This window comes from Skermanella sp. TT6 (assembly GCF_016653635.2).
Taxonomy (GTDB): domain Bacteria; phylum Pseudomonadota; class Alphaproteobacteria; order Azospirillales; family Azospirillaceae; genus Skermanella; species Skermanella cutis.
Window position 1 is genome coordinate 4226594 of sequence record NZ_CP067420.1, and the last position, 16193, is coordinate 4242786.

General features: G+C 65.6%; 15 protein-coding genes and 1 tRNA gene. 5 read left to right on the forward strand and 11 right to left on the reverse strand.

The annotated features are described in order from the left end of the window. Positions 1–3: 3 nt before the first annotated feature. The 8 genes from IGS68_RS19635 to IGS68_RS19670 all read right to left on the reverse strand — a co-directional run bounded on the left by IGS68_RS19635 (position 4) and on the right by IGS68_RS19670 (position 8983). Complete coding sequence (locus IGS68_RS19635) at positions 4–1413, reverse strand: UdgX family uracil-DNA binding protein (RefSeq protein WP_201072863.1); 1410 nt, start codon at positions 1411–1413, stop codon at positions 4–6. A 7-nt stretch (positions 1414–1420) separates the two neighbouring features. Continuing rightward, complete coding sequence (locus IGS68_RS19640; protein WP_201072865.1) at positions 1421–2644, reverse strand: putative DNA modification/repair radical SAM protein; 1224 nt, start codon at positions 2642–2644, stop codon at positions 1421–1423. A gap of 77 nt (positions 2645–2721) precedes the next feature. Then, the gene (locus tag IGS68_RS19645) at positions 2722–3810 is read right to left on the reverse strand and encodes a mandelate racemase/muconate lactonizing enzyme family protein (RefSeq protein WP_201072868.1); all 1089 of its coding nucleotides are present in this window, start codon (positions 3808–3810) and stop codon (positions 2722–2724) included. A gap of 6 nt (positions 3811–3816) precedes the next feature. After that, positions 3817–4881 carry an ABC transporter ATP-binding protein gene (locus IGS68_RS19650; protein WP_201072870.1) on the reverse strand — a complete coding sequence of 355 codons (1065 nt, stop codon included), beginning with the start codon at positions 4879–4881 and terminating at the stop codon, positions 3817–3819. A gap of 27 nt (positions 4882–4908) precedes the next feature. Further along, positions 4909–5760, reverse strand: a complete 852-nt coding sequence (locus IGS68_RS19655; protein ID WP_201072872.1) for a carbohydrate ABC transporter permease — start codon at positions 5758–5760, stop codon at positions 4909–4911. 13 nt (positions 5761–5773) lie between these two features. Next, on the reverse strand, positions 5774–6646 hold the full coding sequence (locus IGS68_RS19660) for a carbohydrate ABC transporter permease (RefSeq protein WP_201072874.1): 873 nt from the start codon (positions 6644–6646) through the stop codon (positions 5774–5776). A gap of 165 nt (positions 6647–6811) precedes the next feature. Continuing rightward, the gene (locus IGS68_RS19665; protein ID WP_201072876.1) at positions 6812–8179 is read right to left on the reverse strand and encodes an ABC transporter substrate-binding protein; all 1368 of its coding nucleotides are present in this window, start codon (positions 8177–8179) and stop codon (positions 6812–6814) included. A gap of 75 nt (positions 8180–8254) precedes the next feature. Then, positions 8255–8983, reverse strand: a complete 729-nt coding sequence (locus IGS68_RS19670) for an RraA family protein (RefSeq protein ID WP_201072878.1) — start codon at positions 8981–8983, stop codon at positions 8255–8257. A gap of 173 nt (positions 8984–9156) precedes the next feature. Here IGS68_RS19670 and IGS68_RS19675 point away from each other — a divergent pair, with 173 nt between their 5' ends. The 5 genes from IGS68_RS19675 to IGS68_RS19695 all read left to right on the forward strand — a co-directional run bounded on the left by IGS68_RS19675 (position 9157) and on the right by IGS68_RS19695 (position 13193). Further along, complete coding sequence (locus IGS68_RS19675) at positions 9157–10152, forward strand: 2-hydroxyacid dehydrogenase (RefSeq protein WP_247880984.1); 996 nt, start codon at positions 9157–9159, stop codon at positions 10150–10152. Between the two features lie 82 nt (positions 10153–10234). Beyond that, positions 10235–10411, forward strand: a complete 177-nt coding sequence (locus tag IGS68_RS19680) for a YMGG-like glycine zipper-containing protein (protein WP_201072880.1) — start codon at positions 10235–10237, stop codon at positions 10409–10411. Between the two features lie 521 nt (positions 10412–10932). After that, a complete protein-coding gene (locus IGS68_RS19685) occupies positions 10933–12249 on the forward strand; it encodes a short-chain fatty acid transporter (RefSeq protein WP_201072881.1) in 1317 nt (438 codons plus the stop codon). A gap of 370 nt (positions 12250–12619) precedes the next feature. Then, complete coding sequence (locus IGS68_RS19690; protein WP_201072883.1) at positions 12620–12919, forward strand: type II toxin-antitoxin system RelB/DinJ family antitoxin; 300 nt, start codon at positions 12620–12622, stop codon at positions 12917–12919. After that, positions 12912–13193, forward strand: coding sequence for a type II toxin-antitoxin system RelE/ParE family toxin (locus IGS68_RS19695; RefSeq protein ID WP_247881400.1), 282 nt, complete (start codon positions 12912–12914; stop codon positions 13191–13193). The genes IGS68_RS19690 and IGS68_RS19695 overlap by 8 nt, the downstream gene beginning before the upstream one ends. A gap of 359 nt (positions 13194–13552) precedes the next feature. Here the strand turns inward: IGS68_RS19695 and IGS68_RS19700 are convergent. From IGS68_RS19700 to IGS68_RS19710, 3 genes are all read right to left on the reverse strand, one after another. Then, positions 13553–13639: transfer RNA gene (locus IGS68_RS19700), tRNA-Leu, on the reverse strand. A gap of 54 nt (positions 13640–13693) precedes the next feature. Further along, positions 13694–14491: a hypothetical protein gene (locus tag IGS68_RS19705; protein ID WP_201072887.1), complete on the reverse strand. Its 798-nt coding sequence runs from the start codon at positions 14489–14491 to the stop codon at positions 13694–13696. A 944-nt stretch (positions 14492–15435) separates the two neighbouring features. Next, positions 15436–16173: an SOS response-associated peptidase gene (locus IGS68_RS19710; RefSeq protein WP_201072889.1), complete on the reverse strand. Its 738-nt coding sequence runs from the start codon at positions 16171–16173 to the stop codon at positions 15436–15438. Positions 16174–16193 lie beyond the last annotated feature (20 nt).

The following is a 16193-nucleotide window of genomic DNA, read 5'->3' on the forward strand; positions in this document are numbered from 1 at the left end:
CGCTCACGGCGTCATCGCAAAAGAGGTAGCAAGCCTCAGATCGGTGACGAAACGATCGTACTCCGCCGCCTTGGCAGCGGGATCGGGCAGCCGGAGCAGGAAGGAGGGGTGGACGGTCAGCAGCATCGACCGGCCCTCCTCCAGCCGCAGGACCGCGCCGCGCTCGCGCTGGACCGCGACCTCGCGGCGCAGCAGCGCCCGGCCGGCCGTGGCGCCCAGGGCCACGATCAGGCGCGGGCGTACCGCGGCGACTTCCTCCTCCAGCCACCAGCGGCAATGCTCGACCTCGCCGGCGTCGGGCTTCTGATGGATGCGGCGCTTGCCCCGCGGCGTGAACTTGAAATGCTTGACCGCGTTGGTGACGTAGCAGTCCGACCTCACGATGCCGGCCTCGGCCAGCGCCCGGTCCAGCACCTGCCCGGCCGGCCCGACGAACGCCCGCCCGGCCAGGTCCTCCTGGTCCCCGGGCTGCTCGCCCACCAGCATCAGCCGCGCCCCCATCGGCCCCTCGCCCGGGACCGCCTGGGTCGCGTCCCGCCAAAGCGTACAGCGCCGGCAGGCCTGGAGACCGCCCTCGCGCTCCGGCGCCCGGACGGACGGCACCGCCTCGGCCCAGCGCCCGGACTTCGGCGCCGGCAGGGTCACGCCGCTCTCGACCATGGCGGCGGCCCTGCGGCCGGCATCGCGGATCAGCGGCGCGATCAGCCGCGCCTCGGGCAGGTTGTGCCAGTATTTCCGCGGCATCTCCGACTGCATGGCCGCGATCTTCAACCGGGCCGGGTTGAAGATGCTGGCGTAGTAGCTGCGCCAGTAGTCCTCCAGCGCGTCCTCGTCTGGCACCTCGGCCCGGCTGGCGCCGGGGGTGAAATGCAGCGTCTCCCCGTCCCAATGGACGCTGCGGTCCGGCGTCAGGATCGACCAGGCCATGTTGGCGAACCGGCGGGCGAAGAACGGCGCCGCGCGCTCCACGATGAAGTGGTCCGGCTCGAACCAGGCGAGGTAGTGCCCTTCCCGCTCGCGGAACCGGACGAAGGCGTGCATCTTGTGGATGTCGCGCCGGATCGCCCGCGCCATCGTCTCCGCCCGGTGGACCTCCCGGTCCGACACGATCTCCAGCAGCTTCGGCTCCCCATGGGTCAGCCGCCAGAGCAGACTGTAGAGCAGCGCGAAGCGCGCCGGGTCGCGGTGGCAGACGACCGTCTCCGCCAGCTCCAGGAAGTCCTTCGGCACGGTGAACGCCCGGTTCCGTACCGCATCCGGAACGACCGGCGCCGCCGCGTCGCCGAACAGTCCCGCCTGCGCGCCCACGCGCCAGTCCACCGCCTCCGGCCGGGCGTCGGCCAGCACCATCCGCCGCGCCGCCGCGCGCCAGCCTTCGAAATCCACGGGATGGGCCAGGTCGACCGCGTGCATGGCGGCCTCAGGCGAACAGCGGCAGCGCCAGCTGTGCCGGCCGGGGCGCCAGCCTCTGCCGCAGGTCCAGCCGATCCAGCAGCGAGCGCCCGACCTGCGGGTCCGCCGTGGTGACGAAGGGCGCCACCTTGGCGACCTGCACCCGCAGCCGCCCCAGGTCCTCCAGGCGTACGGCCTTATGCTTCCTGATCGACAGCAGCCGGTCCACCGTACGTACGCCCATGCCGGGCACCCGCAGCAGGCTTTCCCGGTCCGCCTTGTTGACATCGACCGGGAAGCGATGGCGGTTGACCAGCGCCCAGGCCAGCTTCGGGTCGATCTCCAGGTCGAGCAGCCCGCCGTCCGGCACGATCTCCCCCGCGTCGAAGCCGTAGAACCGCATCAGCCAGTCGGCCTGGTACAGCCGGTGCTCCCTGACCAGCGGCGGCGCTCCCGGCGGCAGGCTGGAGCTGCCGTCCGGGATCGGGCTGAAGGCGGAGTAATAGACCCGGCGCAGCCGGTACCCGGTATAAAGCCGGTCGCTGGTCGCCAGGATGCCCCGGTCGTCGGTCCCGTCGGCCCCGACGATCATCTGGGTGCTCTGGCCGCCGGGCGCGAAGCGCGGCTCGCGCGGGCTCGACTTCGCCTCCTCGATCCGAAGCCGCAGCCGGCCCATGGAACGCCGGATCGCGCCCGCGTCCTTCTCCGGCGCCAGCCGGTCCAGCGAGGGCTCCGACGGCAGCTCGATGTTGATGCTGAGCCGGTCGGCATACAGTCCCGCCTCGGCCAGCAGCTCGGGCGAGGCGTCGGGGATCGTCTTCAGGTGGATGTAGCCGCGGAACCCATGATCCTCCCGAAGCATCTTCGCCACCCGGACCAGCTGCTCCATGGTGTAATCGGGGCTCTGGATGATGCCGGAGCTGAGGAAGAGCCCTTCGATATAGTTGCGCCGGTAGAAGCCCAGGGTCAGCCTGACCACCTCCTCCGGCGTGAAGCGGGCCCGGCGGACATTGCTGGACCGCCGGTTGACGCAGTACAGGCAGTCATAGACGCAGAAATTGGTCAGCAGGATCTTCAGCAGCGAGATGCAGCGCCCGTCCGGCGCATAGGCGTGGCAGATGCCCATGCCCTCGGTCGAGCCGATCCCGTCCTTGGTCCCGGCGGAGGTCTTGCGGTCCGACCCGCTCGACGCGCAGGACGCGTCGTACTTCGCCGCATCCGCCAGGATCTCCAGCTTCTCTCGCAGTTCCATTTTCCCGCCCGCACTCGTTCACATAATGTTCTAGTGCGAGCGGGTCTCCGGTCAAGGGGAAGCGGGGTCTTCTCCGATCAGCCCCGGATCTTCTCCAGCCCCTTCCAGTCGAACTCGATCCCATGCCCCGGCCGCTCAGGTGCTACCGCAACGCCGTCCTCGATCCGCAGCGGCTCCGCGATGTAGCGGTCCAGCCCGAAGCCGTGGGCCTCCAGGAAGGACCGGTTCGGGCAGGCTGCCAGCAGATGGACCGTCACGTCATGGGCGCCGTGGCTGGTCACCGGCAGGTTGAAGGCTTCCGCCAGGTGCGCGATCTTCATGAAGGGCGTGATGCCGCCGCAATTGGTGACGTCCGGCTCCGGATAGGTCACGCCGCCGCCGGCGATATAGAGCTTGAACTCCCACAAGCTCCGCAGGTTCTCGCCGGCCGCGATCGGCAGCCCGCCCTCGCGGACGATGCGGGCATGGCCCGCCGGGTCGTCCGGGATGGTCGGCTCCTCCAGCCAGGTCAGGTCGAAAGGCTGGAGCGCCCGGGCGGCGCGGATCGCCTCGTCCACGCCCCACTTCATGTTGGCGTCCACCATCAACGGGAAGCCCCGGCCCAGATGCTCCCGCATCGCCGCGACCCGCTCGACGTCCTCGAACAGATCCCGCCGCCCGACCTTCATCTTGATCGCCCGGAACCCCTTGGCGAGGTTGTCGTCGGTCTGGCGGAGCAGCGCGTCCAGCGGAAGCTCCAGGTCGATGCCCCCGGCATAGCACGGCACTTTGGCATCGTAGCCGCCCAGCAGCCGCCACAGCGGCAGCCCGGCCCGCCGCGCCTTCAGGTCCCACAGGGCCATGTCGAAGGCCGACAGCGCCAGCACCGTGGGGCCGCCGCGCCCGCCATAGTGGAGCGCCCACCAGGCCTTCTGCCACAGCCGCTCGATCGCGTCGGCCTCCTCCCCCTGCATCAGCTCGGGGATCTCGCGGGTTAGCACGGAATCGACGGCACCGCCGTTCCGGCCCACGGTGAAGGTGTATCCCGTGCCCTCCGCCCCGTCGGCATCGCGCAGCCGGACGGTGTTCAGCTCGAAGGCCTTCATCTCGCCATGGGTGCTGTCGGTCAGCACCACCGGCAGCGGGATACGGTAGAAGCCGGGTTCGATCGATGTCAGCCTAGCCATTGGTCCTCAACCCTGCGCCGCCAGCCGGCGGCCCGTTTCGGTATCGAAAAGATGCACGTGCGCGGTGTCCGGCCGGATGCGCAGCGTCTCGCCGGGGGCCGGCAGGATGCGGCTGCGGAACAGGCAGTCCAGCTCGGTCTTCCCGCCCTTGACCACGATCAGGGTCTCCGACCCGGTCGGTTCCACCACGACCACCTCCACCGGCACGCCGGCCTCGTCCAGGGCGATATGCTCCGGCCGGAGCCCGTAGGTGACCGGCCGGTCGGCCGAGCCGGACCAGCCCGCCGGCAGCGGCAGCCGCAGCCCGCCCTGGCTGACGAAGCCACCCCCCTCGATTCGTCCCTCGATCAGGTTCATGGCCGGCGACCCGATGAAGCCGGCGACGAACAGGTTGTCAGGCCTGTCGTAGAGGTCCAGCGGCGCCCCGACCTGCTCGACGATGCCGTCGCGCATCACGACGATCTTGTCGGCCATGGTCATGGCCTCGATCTGGTCGTGGGTGACATAGACCGTCGTGGTCCGAAGCCGCTGGTGCAGCTCCTTGATCTCGGCGCGCATCGCCACCCGCAGCTTGGCGTCCAGGTTGGACAAGGGCTCGTCGAACAGGAACACCTTGGGGTCCCGCACGATCGCCCGCCCCATGGCGACCCGCTGGCGCTGCCCGCCGGACAGCTCCTTGGGATAGCGGGCCAGCAGCTTGGTCAGGCCCAGGATCTCGGCGGCCCGGTTGACCCGAACCTCGATCTCCGACTTCTTCGCCCGCCGAAGCCGCATGGAGAAGGCCATGTTCTCCGCCACCGTCATGTGCGGATAGAGCGCGTAGTTCTGGAACACCATCGCGATGTCCCGCTCCTTGGGCGGCACGTCGTTGACCACCCGCGGGCCGATGCGGATCTCGCCGCCGGTGATGCTCTCCAACCCGGCGAGCATGCGCAGCAGCGTCGATTTCCCGCAGCCCGAGGGCCCCACCAGGATGACGAACTCGCCGTCCCGGATATCGACCGATACGCCGTGGAGCACCTGCGCCGTGCCGTAGGACTTGCGGACGTCCCTGATCTCAACCGAGGCCATGATTGCTCCCCCGAATGTCGGTCACGCTCAGCTCTTCACCGCGCCCGCGGTCAGGCCGGAGACCATGTAGCGCTTGAAGGCGTAGTAGATCGCCGCCGGCGGCAGCGCATAGATCAGCCCGGTGGTCATCAGCAGCTCCCACGGCGAATCGTCCGCCGCCAGGAAATTGCCGAGCGCCACCGGCAGGGTGATGTCGGTGTCGCGGGACAGCAGCAGGAAGGCGTAGAGATACTCGTTCCAGGCCAGCAGCAGCGCATAGGTCCCGACCGCCACTAGCGACGGCGTCATCAGCGGCAGATAGACCAGCCGGAACAGCTGCATCGGCGACGCCCCGTCCACCACCGCCGCCTCGTCCAGCTCGTAGGGCAGCTTGTCCGACGCCTGCTTCAGCACCCAGATCGCGTAGGGCGAGGCCACCGTGACCATCGCCAGGATCAGCGCCCACTTGCTGTTGAGCAGCCCGTAGATCCCCATGGTCCGGTACATCGGCACCGCCAGGAAGGCCGCCGGGATGAAATAGGTGAACAGCGCCAGGTTCATCACCGTGCGCCCGCCCTCCACCTTCAGCCTGCTGATCGCGAAGGCCGCGAAGGTCGCCACCAGCAGGGTCAGCACCCCGGTCGCGATCGCGACGATCAGCGAATTGGCCAGCTGCTGCCAGAAGTGGATCAGGAAATAATGGTCCTGGTTCAGCACGATCTCGAAATTCCTCAGCGTCGGCTCCTCCGGCCAGATATTGCCGGAGAAGGCGGCGTCCCGCGGCGAGATCGCGAACAGGAACAGGTGGTAGATGGGCAGCAGGGTCCAGATCAGGACCGGGATGCCGATCAGCAGAAGCTTCGCCTCGCCCGCGATCCCCGCCAGGGAAAATCTCGTCATTTGGCCAGCCTCATCATTTGGAAAGCCGCCTCATCATGAAGTAGACCAGCGGAAGCACCAGCGGCAGAGCCGTGACGATCGCCGCCATGGACAGGTTCACCTGGTCCAGCCGCAGGTACCGGATGCCCAGCGTCGCCAGCACATGGGTCAGGTCGGCCGGCCCGCCGCCGGTCAGCAGGTAGACGCTGTTGAAGTCGCCCAGCGTCCAGATCATCGACAGCACCGTGCAGGTCACGTACAGCGTCTTCATCGACGGCCAGGTGACGAACCGGAACTGCTGGACCGAGCTCGCCCCGTCCACCGACGCCGCCTCGTACAGGTCCTTGGAGATCGCGAGCCGGCCGGACAGCAGGATCAGCGTCCAGAACGGCAGGCTCTTCCAGATATGGACCAGGATGGAGAAGGTCAGGCCCAGCGTCGGGTCGTTCAGCCAGTTCGGCCCGTCCTCGGCCGTGAACCGGAAGATCAGCTGGTTGATCACGCCCCATTCCGGGTTCAGCATGAAGCGCACGGACAGGATCGTCGGGATCGACGGCACCGCCCAGGGCAGGATGAAGATCAGGGACAGCCAGCGGATCCAGATCCGGTCGTGCAGGAAGAACCCCGACAGCAGCAGCGCCACCATCATCTTCAGGTTCACGCCGATCAGCAGGAAGACCAGCGTGTTGAAGATCGATCGGACGAAGATCGGGTCCTCGAACAGCTGGACGTAGCTCTGGGGGTCCCGCGCCAGCCAGAACCCGTAGCAGACGGGATAGACCACGAAGAACAGGAAGACCAGGACGTAGGGCACCAGCAGGATGGTGCCCCAGACCCGCGTGGACGACCAGCCCCGCCGCTTCGGCGGGGCCCCGGCATCCGTTTCGGAAACCGCAATCGTGTTCATCGCGTCCGCCGTGATGGTGGGATAAGAAATGAAAGCCCGTTCCGGATGCGGCACCGGCACCTGCGAGGGAAACCGGGGTCAGACCACCATTTCCCTCGAACTTTCCTGGACTTCGACGCTTCGGGGAAATGGTGGTCTGACCCCCGATTTCCCGGTCCCTGGCAGCTAGCCCGCGACGGCCTTGATGCGGGCGATCATCTCGTCAACGGCCTTGTCCACCGGCACCTTCTCGTTGATGACCCGGTTGGCCGCCTTGGCCCAGACATTCTCGTTGTTCAGGATGGTGAACTTATAGTTCCTGGTGAACTCGAAGGTCACGGTGCCGTCCTTGAACTGGTTGTAGACCGACTGGCGGTGCGGATCGGCCTTCCAGAACGGACGCTCCTGCCCCTCCTTGGTGACCGGGAACCAGCGGCCGAGCGAGCCCTCGACATAGGGGGTCAGGTTCTCCTCCTCGAGCAGGAACTTCACGAATTCCTTGCCGCGCTCCTTGTTGCGGGCGTTGGAGAAGATCACGCCGGTCTTGACCGCGGCGCGGTAGACCATCTTGCTGCCGTCGGGCTTCTGCGGGAAACCCGCCGTGCGGATCAGTTCGTAATAGTTCTTCTTGGCCTGGTCCCGCTGCTCCTGGGTCAGGGTCGCGTTGTTCATGTCGTCCAGCCACTTGGCCGCGATGGAGATCGTCGCGTTGTGGGTCAGGACCGTCGTCTTGTTGTGGAAGGCGACGTTGTTGTCCGGGTCCTTCCAGCTCGTGGCCGACGGCGGCGCGCAGCCCTTGGCATAGGGTTCGGTATAGTCGGTCAGCGCGCCGACCAGCCCTTCTTTCACCTTGGGATCGTCGACCAGCAGCTTGCCGTCGTCATCGACCATCTTGACGTTGTAGGCGTCGGCGAAGGTCAGGAACGAATAGAAGGAGTCGCTGCTGTCCACGCCCAGCGGCTGCCCGATGCCATAGGCCCGCTGGCCCGACGCCTTGCGGTAGGCCGGCTGCACCTCGCTGCACCAGAAGGCCCAGTATTCCTTCCAGGTCTTGGGAATGTCCGACTCCTGGAAGCCGGCCTGGGTCAGCATGTCGGTCCAGTACTCGATATGCATGGTCTGCTGCTTGATCGGAAAGCCGTAATAGGCGCGCTCGCCCGTGCTTTCGTTCAGCAGCCAGGTCGTCTCCACCGTGTTCGGCGCGAACCGGTCCTTCATCGGCTCCAGGACGTCGGAGATGTCCTCCAGCCGGCCCTCGAAGGCCCACTTTCCGGTGACCTGGAAATCATAGACGTCGGCATAGGCCACGTCCGGCGGCGTGCCGGAATCCAGCGCCGCGACCGTCTTCGGGATCATGTCCTGCACGGGATACTGCGACAGCTCGACCTTGACCCCGGTCTTCTGCTCGAACTTCCGGATCGCCTCGAACAGCGCGTCGTCCTCGGACTTGTAGAAGCCCTTGACCCAGAAGACGTTCAGCTTCTCCTGCGCCATCGCCTGGCCCGCCGTGGCGGCCATGCAGACGGCCAGAACCGCACCCAACAGTGACTTCATCGCTTCTTCTCCCCATTCTCGTTTTCTTGATTGTTCGATCAGGCGGCACCCGTGCCGGCTCGCACCGCGAGGCCGCTACATGATGCCGGTCTTGCCGAAGATGTCCTCGGTGCGCTCGCCCCGCTCGATCATCTGCCGGACGCTCTCCTCGCCCTCGACCTTCTCCAGCGCCAGTGCGACGATGTCGGCGGCATGGTCGGCCGGAACGACCACCACCCCGTCGATGTCGGCCACGACCACGTCGCCTGGATCGATCCGGACGCCGTTGCCGAACTCGATCGGGCAGCGGAAATCGATGACCCGCCCCCGCATGCGCTGGTCCTGGGCGTATGACCCGTGGGAATAGACCGGGAAACCGAGCTTCCTGATCCCCAGCGTGTCGCGGTGGAACCCGTCCACCACCGCCCCCGCCGCTCCCAGCGCACGGGCGCGCGTGCTCATCAGCTCGCCCCACAGCGCATAGCGCGGCGAGCCGCCGGTGCAGACATAGACCTCGTCCCGCTGCAGCTCGTCGAGCGCGCGGAGCATCAACCCGAACGGAAAAGGATTGCCTCCCCCCTGCCCGCTCCCAGGACCACCCCCGGGCCCGGCCCCCCGCCACTCCACGTCGCCGCAGCAGTCGGCCTCCAGCACGGGCATGGCGCGGCCGGCCATCACCCTTGCGGGAGCGGTGTCGGGATCGATCGGGCGGATCGCCGGCGGCAGGAACTGGCGGGTCAGCCCGCGCGTGTCCATGACGTCGCCCAGCACGGCCGTGAAAAGCCGCGTGCGTATGGTATCGAGAATGTCCGTGCCAGTCGCCACGGGCTCATCTCCCCCCTGATTGCGCCTCTCTGGTCCGGAGGCTTTCGAGAACTGTAACGCGGCTTTATGCCACGACAAAGCTTGTTTTCTTTGGAACGAAACTTGCCTGGAGTTGACAGACGCGCCATGGTGTGTAGCCGCCGGATACAAGGCGGAGGGAAGAGACAACAAAGGTGCTGATACAAGCCATGGCCCGCCCGGAAATCCTTCAGATCGCCCCGATGATGCCTGTGGTCGCCGACCAGATCGACCGGCTGTTCACCGTTCACCGTCTGTGGGAGGTCGCCGACCGGGACGCCTTCCTGGCCGAGCACGGCCCCCGGATCCGCGGCATCGCCGCCGGCGGGCACGCCCCGTTGAACGAGCAGCTGATGGGCAGGCTCCCCGCGCTGGAGATCGTCTCCGCCTTCGGCGTCGGCTATGACCAGATCGACGCCAAGTGGGCCGGCGGCAACGGCATCGTCGTGACCAACACGCCCGACGTGCTGACCGACGAGGTCGCGGACCTTACCATCGGCCTGCTGATCTCGACGGTGCGCCGCATCCCGGAGGCAGAGCGCCACCTGCGCGACGGCAAATGGCCTTCGGGAGCCTTCCCGCTCACCGCGTCGCTGCGCGGCCGCAAGGTCGGCATCCTCGGCCTGGGCCGGATCGGCAAGGCAATCGCCAAGCGACTCGAAGCCTTCGGCCTGCCGATCTCCTATCATGGCCGGACCCGGCAGGACGGCGTCGACTACGCCTATGTCGCCGACGCGGTCGATCTGGCCCGGCAGGTGGATGTGCTGATCTCCGTCATTCCCGGCGGCGCCTCGACCGAGCGGATGGTCGGCCGCGAGATCTTCGAAGCCCTCGGCCCCGACGGCATCTTCGTCAATGTCGGCCGCGGCACCGTGGTGGACGAGGCCGCCCTGATCGAGGCGCTCCGCTCCCGGACGATCCTGGCCGCCGGCCTGGACGTCTATGCCGACGAACCCAACGTCCCGGCCGAGCTGATCGCGATGGAGAACACCGTGCTTCTGCCCCACGTGGCTTCCGGAACGGTCCACACCCGCAACGCCATGGGCCAGCTCGTGGTGGACAATCTCGTCTCCTGGTTCGACGGCCGCGGCGCGCTGACTCCGGTGGCCGAGACGCGCGAAGTAGCCGCGAAGAAGTCCGGCAAGGCCTGAAGCGGTACCGCCGCCATACCTCCCTCGCCCCCGGGAATGAATCACCGGCTTGTCTGTTAAATGCTCAGAAGGAGATCAAATCATGAGCAAGAAGCAGCTTATCGGTGTTGTATTCGCCCTGCTGGCGCTGGGAGCATGCTCGACGGAACAGATGGTGGGTACCGGCGTCGGCGCCGCCGGCGGCTACGCGATCGACGGCAAGCGCGGAGCCCTGATCGGCGGCGCGGGCGGCGGCCTGCTCGGCACGATCATCGACTGACGGCCAAGGCCGTACAGGCCACGCCAAGAGACTGAAACACTGCCCTTTCATCATGGCCGGACTTGATCCACGGCTGTCCGGCGCGGTACTTGCCCATCAACCATTGTGAACGTTACTAACGATCGTTTTCTCTTCCGGTTCGTCATCCGCGGGCTTGACTCGCGGATCTCAAGGCACGGAGGCTCCGATGCTTCCCGTGAAAGATGGCCGGATCAAGTCCGGCCATGACGAAAATGGAGTAATTTTACCTGAGGTTAACCCTTTCGTAGCGCAAGGCAATCACCGTGCCGGACAGCCGTGGACTTGATCCGGCTATCCGCGTACGAACTTGATCAAGCCCGCTCGCACGCGGATGCGCGAGGTCAACCCCGCGCATGACGAAAGGGACCCCTCTCCCGATCCGCGGCCCCCCGGCATTCATCCATAATCCCTGAACTTCCGGCTCCCCAGCGGGTTGATTGCCCGAAAACACCTGACCCGGCACCGCACGCCGGCATGGGATCAACAAGGGGGAGACGCCAATGCTGGGCGCAGCAACCAACTGGTCCACGAACCTGGTCGAGCGCTACCTGCCCGACCCCTATGTCCTCGTGCTGCTGCTGACCCTGCTCGTCTATGCCGCCGGCATCCTGTTCGAAGGCGCCTCTCCGCTCGCCATGGCCCGCTACTGGGGCGACGGGTTCTGGCAGCTGCTGGAATTCAGCATGCAAATGGTGCTGGTGCTGGTGACCGGCTTCGTTCTGGCCAGCACGCCCTTCTTCCGGCGCATACTCTCCGCTATCGCCCGGCTGGCGAAGACGCCGGGACAGGCCATCGTCATGGTCACGCTGGTGTCCCTTGCGGCGAGCTGGATCAACTGGGGCTTCGGCCTCGTCATCGGCGCCCTGTTCGCCCGCCAGCTCGCCCGAGTCGTCCCGACGGTGGACTACCGTCTGCTGATCGCCAGCGCCTATTCCGGGTTCGTGATCTGGCACGGCGGCCTGTCGGGCTCGGTCCCCCTGACCATCGCGACCCCCGGGCATTTCTCCGAGAACCTGATCGGCATCGTGCCGACCAGCCAGACGCTTTTCAGCAGCTACAACCTGATCATCGTCGCCGCCCTGGTCGTCCTGATCCCGCTGACCAACCGCCTGATGCTGGGCCACGGCGGCCAACCCGTCCACGTGGACCCGGCCAAGCTGGTGGACATCGACCCGGAGGACGCCGGCCGCATCGACCGACCGGCCGACCGGCTGGAGCAGAGCCGCGCGATCTCCTGGATCGTCGGCGGCCTCGGCCTGCTGTTCATCGCGCTCTATGTGATCGACAAGGGCTTGGCGTTGAACCTGAACATCGTCAACTTCATCTTCCTGTTCCTCGGCATCCTGCTGCACGGCACGCCCTACCGCTTCCTCCACAGCCTCCAGGAAGCCGTGAAGGGTGCCGCGGGCATCATCATACAGTTCCCGTTCTACGCCGGCATCATGGGGATGATGGTGCAGTCCGGCCTGGCCCGCAGCCTGTCCGAATGGTTCGTCTCCTTCTCAACCGCCGACACCCTGCCCCTCTTCACCTTCTGGAGCGCCGGCCTGCTCAACGCCCTGATCCCCTCGGGCGGCGGCCAGTGGGCGGTGCAGTCCCAGGTGATGCTGCCGGCCGCCACGGCGCTGAACGCCGACCTCTCCAAGGTCGCCATGGCGGTCGCCTGGGGCGACGCCTGGACCAACCTGATCCAACCCTTCTGGGCCTTGCCGGCGCTGGCCATCGCGGGGCTGAAGGCGAAGGACGTGATGGGCTTCTGCCTGATCGTGCTGGTCGTGTCGGGGGTGGTGATTTCGGCGGGGTTGCTTTGGGGGTGAAGCCCCGTGCCGACAATAAACGGTGCGGAGTGGAAATCTTCCGCGGCAGCCTTCCAATCCGAGTTGCCGGCCAAGTCCAAGGATGTCCGGTACGATAGTTGCTCCTCACCCAAAGGTGCCGGATGGTGACAGCAACACTCCCCATTCGTCATGACCGGACTTGATCCGGTCATCTCCCAGCGGGCTTCATCAAGCCTTCGCTGATTGAGCCCCGCAGGGCAAGCCCGATCAGGATGAAGAACGAGTTTCGACATCCAAACAAACATACCGCGGGTCACGCAAGGGCCGTGCGCCAAGCCCTGGGATAACACGCCCTTGATCGTATCTCAATTGAGACACATGATAGGGGCATACAACAGGAGAACCGGCAATGGCTGCCCAGACATCGATGCTGCACATCCGCGTGGACGACAAGCTCAAGGCTGACGCAACGGAAAAACTCGCCAATGTCGGCCTCACTGTCTCGGATGCCGTACGTATCCTGCTTACGCGCATCGCCAAAGAAGGCGCTCTGCCGGCCGGATTGACCGCGACACCCGAAGCGTATGATGCATGGTTTCGGGCCAAGGTCCACGAGGCGTTGGCCGACACAAGCCCGACGGCACCTCATCAGCAAGTCATGGGCGAAGCTCAAGCCTTGATCGACAGGAAACGTCGTGGTGGTGCTTGAGTGGCGGGAGACGGCCCGTGCCGATCTTTTGTCTATCATTGACTACATATCCGACGATAACTTGGAGGCTGCCCAGCGTTTGAAAAACGACATCGAGGCGAAGACTTCGAAACTGCCTGAGCATCCGAAGCTCTACCGGACCGGTCGAGTCGCTGGCACGCGGGAAATGGTTGTCCGATCTAACTACGTGGTCGTCTACACAGAAGACACGCGCGCAGTAACGATACTTCGCGTACTACATGCCGCCCAACAATGGCCGCCTGTGCACGAGTAGAAAATTATGTAGGATAGGGCATATACAGGGCGAGCGATGTCCAGTTCCCAACTGATATTGGAACAAAGAAGACTTTCAACGTTCAGGACATTTTGAAAAAAGCGGTTGTATTTGCCAGATACGATCCAGGAATCACCTCTCTCCTGGAAAAATAACGCGCTAAGCTGAAGCGTGAGTAAGATGCATCCTCATCAAGACAGCGCCGCAATCCGACATGACCGACCGCCGGACAACATACCCGGGAACTTACCTGGACTCACGCCTGATTATGGATCTCCCGCTATGCGGGCAAGACTGCGATACAGTCATCAAGCAAAACCCGCAACAGGGCCTGATGCGCACTAAGTTTCTGTTTTGACTGGTGCCCCCGGCCAGACTCGAACTGGCACGCCATCACTGGCAACGGATTTTGAGTCCGCCGCGTCTACCGATTCCGCCACAGGGGCTACCTGGGGAAAGTGCCGGGATAATACTCGCCGGCACCCACGGGTCAATCAAATTCACCGCGCCGGCCGGCCGCAATACTCCGCGGTCGTGTACCGCCCCGTGATCGTATAGGGCGTTCCCGGCCTCAGGATGAACTCGCTGGCGCCCTTGGGCTTGTTCGGGTTCGCCTTGTCGTCGGCGGGCGCCCAGTCATAGGTGTATCCCAGCCGGGTCCACGGAAAACCGGAGGCGTTGTAGGACTTCGCATAGTTGCCGGTGAACCAGGTCCGATAATCGTCCACGTCGCTCGCCGTATCCACCTCGCAGCGGCTGTCGTCCACTTCGCGGTCAGGACAGGGGCGCAGCATGTCCTTGGGCGACACCCACATCTCCACGAAGCGCGCGTTCTGACCGGTCGGCGGCAGCCCGAAAAGCTGAAGGAGGCGATTAGTGATCGCGACCGTGTCGCGGGTGCCCAGCGAGCGGCAGAAATCCCGCACCTGCGGAACGGCCGTCACCCACATCACCGTGCCCCAGTTGGGCGGGGCCGACTTGTCCGCCGGCAGTTCCTCCGGCTGGGAATAGAAACGCTGGAACGCGCTTTCCGACATCCAGGACACGACCTTGACCCGGGAATCGGCGGCCTCGGTCTCCCAGCGCAGGGCCGCGTTGTCGCGACGGATGGGCACCAGGCGATCGTCGATCTCGGCCGGGGTCGGAACGGCCGCGTCGGAGATCGCCTCGATATATTGCTTCAGCGGGTCCGCCCCGTCGGAGGATGCCGCGACGGCGACACCCGCTCCGCCGCCGGCCCAGGCCACCATGAACATCCCCGCCAGCGCGGCGACCAGATCCCTCCTGCCCTTTTCCAAGTCCGTGCCCCCGATTGCCTGTGGATCGACCGGCACGGAATCGGGCCAGCGCCTTGATATCCGCACTACCCTGCGGACGTACTGAGGCCTTCTTTATCTCCTGTTTGTATAAGAATGGTTGAAGCACTCGCGCAACAGCCTCATTCGTGTTGCCAGGAAGCTATTCCTTCATCAATTCGCGCTAGGCTCGCCGCCGCACTCCGGTGCCGGATCTTTGCAGCGTGAATATCAGGACCCACGGTACCCGCCTGCCCCCACGCGCGGATGAATACGTTTGCTGACGTGATCCGGGGGAGTGATGTCAGCAATCGGCGTAATGAAGGTTCGCACGTGGATGCACGGGGCAATTCCACGGTTGTCCAGCACGGCTGCTGCTTACCGGTCAGAAGGCTGGAGCATGGGCAGAAGGCCCTTTTTCGTCATACCCGGACTTGATCCGGGTATCTCCCCGCATGGCGGCGCTGACGGAGCCTGCAAGCGATGACCGGGTCAAGCCCGGTCATGACGATGAGGGGAGAAGCACTCTACAAGAAAAGCATCCTCCGATTGAGTTTGCAATCGTCGCGCTGGACTATCGCGGGTCAAGCCCGCGCGTGACGAGAAGGAGTAATGCAGGATCCACGACGCCGCTCTACCCTGCCGCACGGATGACTACGTTTGCTGACATTTTCCGGGGGGATGATGTCAGCATTCTTCGCCGTGATGGTTCGCACGTGGAAACGCGGGTCAAGCCCGCGCATGATGGAAGGAGATCATAGAAGATCGAAAGGAGACGAAAGGAAGGAACGCCACCGTCCGATCATGACAAAAGCGCACATATCGCCTCCCATCTGTGGACATCGCCGTAATCTGTGGCCCCCTCGGCACTTCCGGAACAGCAGCGGCCGCAGCCATGATCACGTTTGTTGACATCCGCGGCCATCCCCCCGGGGGTCACCGCCCCGTCACAGTAGCTTCGGCTGCCTCGGCGCCGGCGCCGCCACCCCGGCCCCCTCGACCGGATCGACGCAGGACGGGTCGTCGTTCCGCACGCTGTTCACCCGCGTGCTGACCGGATAGGCCTCCAGCCAATCCTCCGGGCAGGGCCGAAGCAGCGCCCCGGCGGCCTCCCCGGATGTCTCCGGGTCCAGCCACGCGGCATAGTCGTCCTCGGCCAGGATCACCGGCATCCGCTCGTGCAGCGGCTTCAGCACGCCGTTGGCCGTGGTCGTCACGATGGTGACCGTCTCCAGCGGGCGGTCCAGCGCCGGGCCGCCCTTCGGACCCTTCCAGGTCTCCCACAATCCGGCGAAGGCGAAGGGTTGCCGGTCGCGGCGGCGGATGCGGAAAGGCTGCTTCTTCTCCCCCTTGGGCACATGCTGCTGCCATTCATAGAACCCGTCGGCCGGGACCAGGCAGCGGCGGCGGGCGAAGGCGCTGCGGAAGGACGGTTTGTCGGCCACCGATTCGGACCGCGCGTTGATCATCCGGCTGCCGATCGACGGATCGTCGGCCCAGTGGGGCACCAGCCCCCAGCGTACCAGGGACAACGCGCGCCGCTTCTCGTCGTCCAGCCAGCGCACCACCGCGACATCCTGCGTCGGCGCGATGTTGAACCGGGCCGGCAGGTTCGGCAGCTCGGGAAAGCCGAACATCCGGCTCATTTCGGCGACCGGAGTCGCGAGGGTATAGCGTCCGCACATGGCTTTCCGGTGCTTTCCAA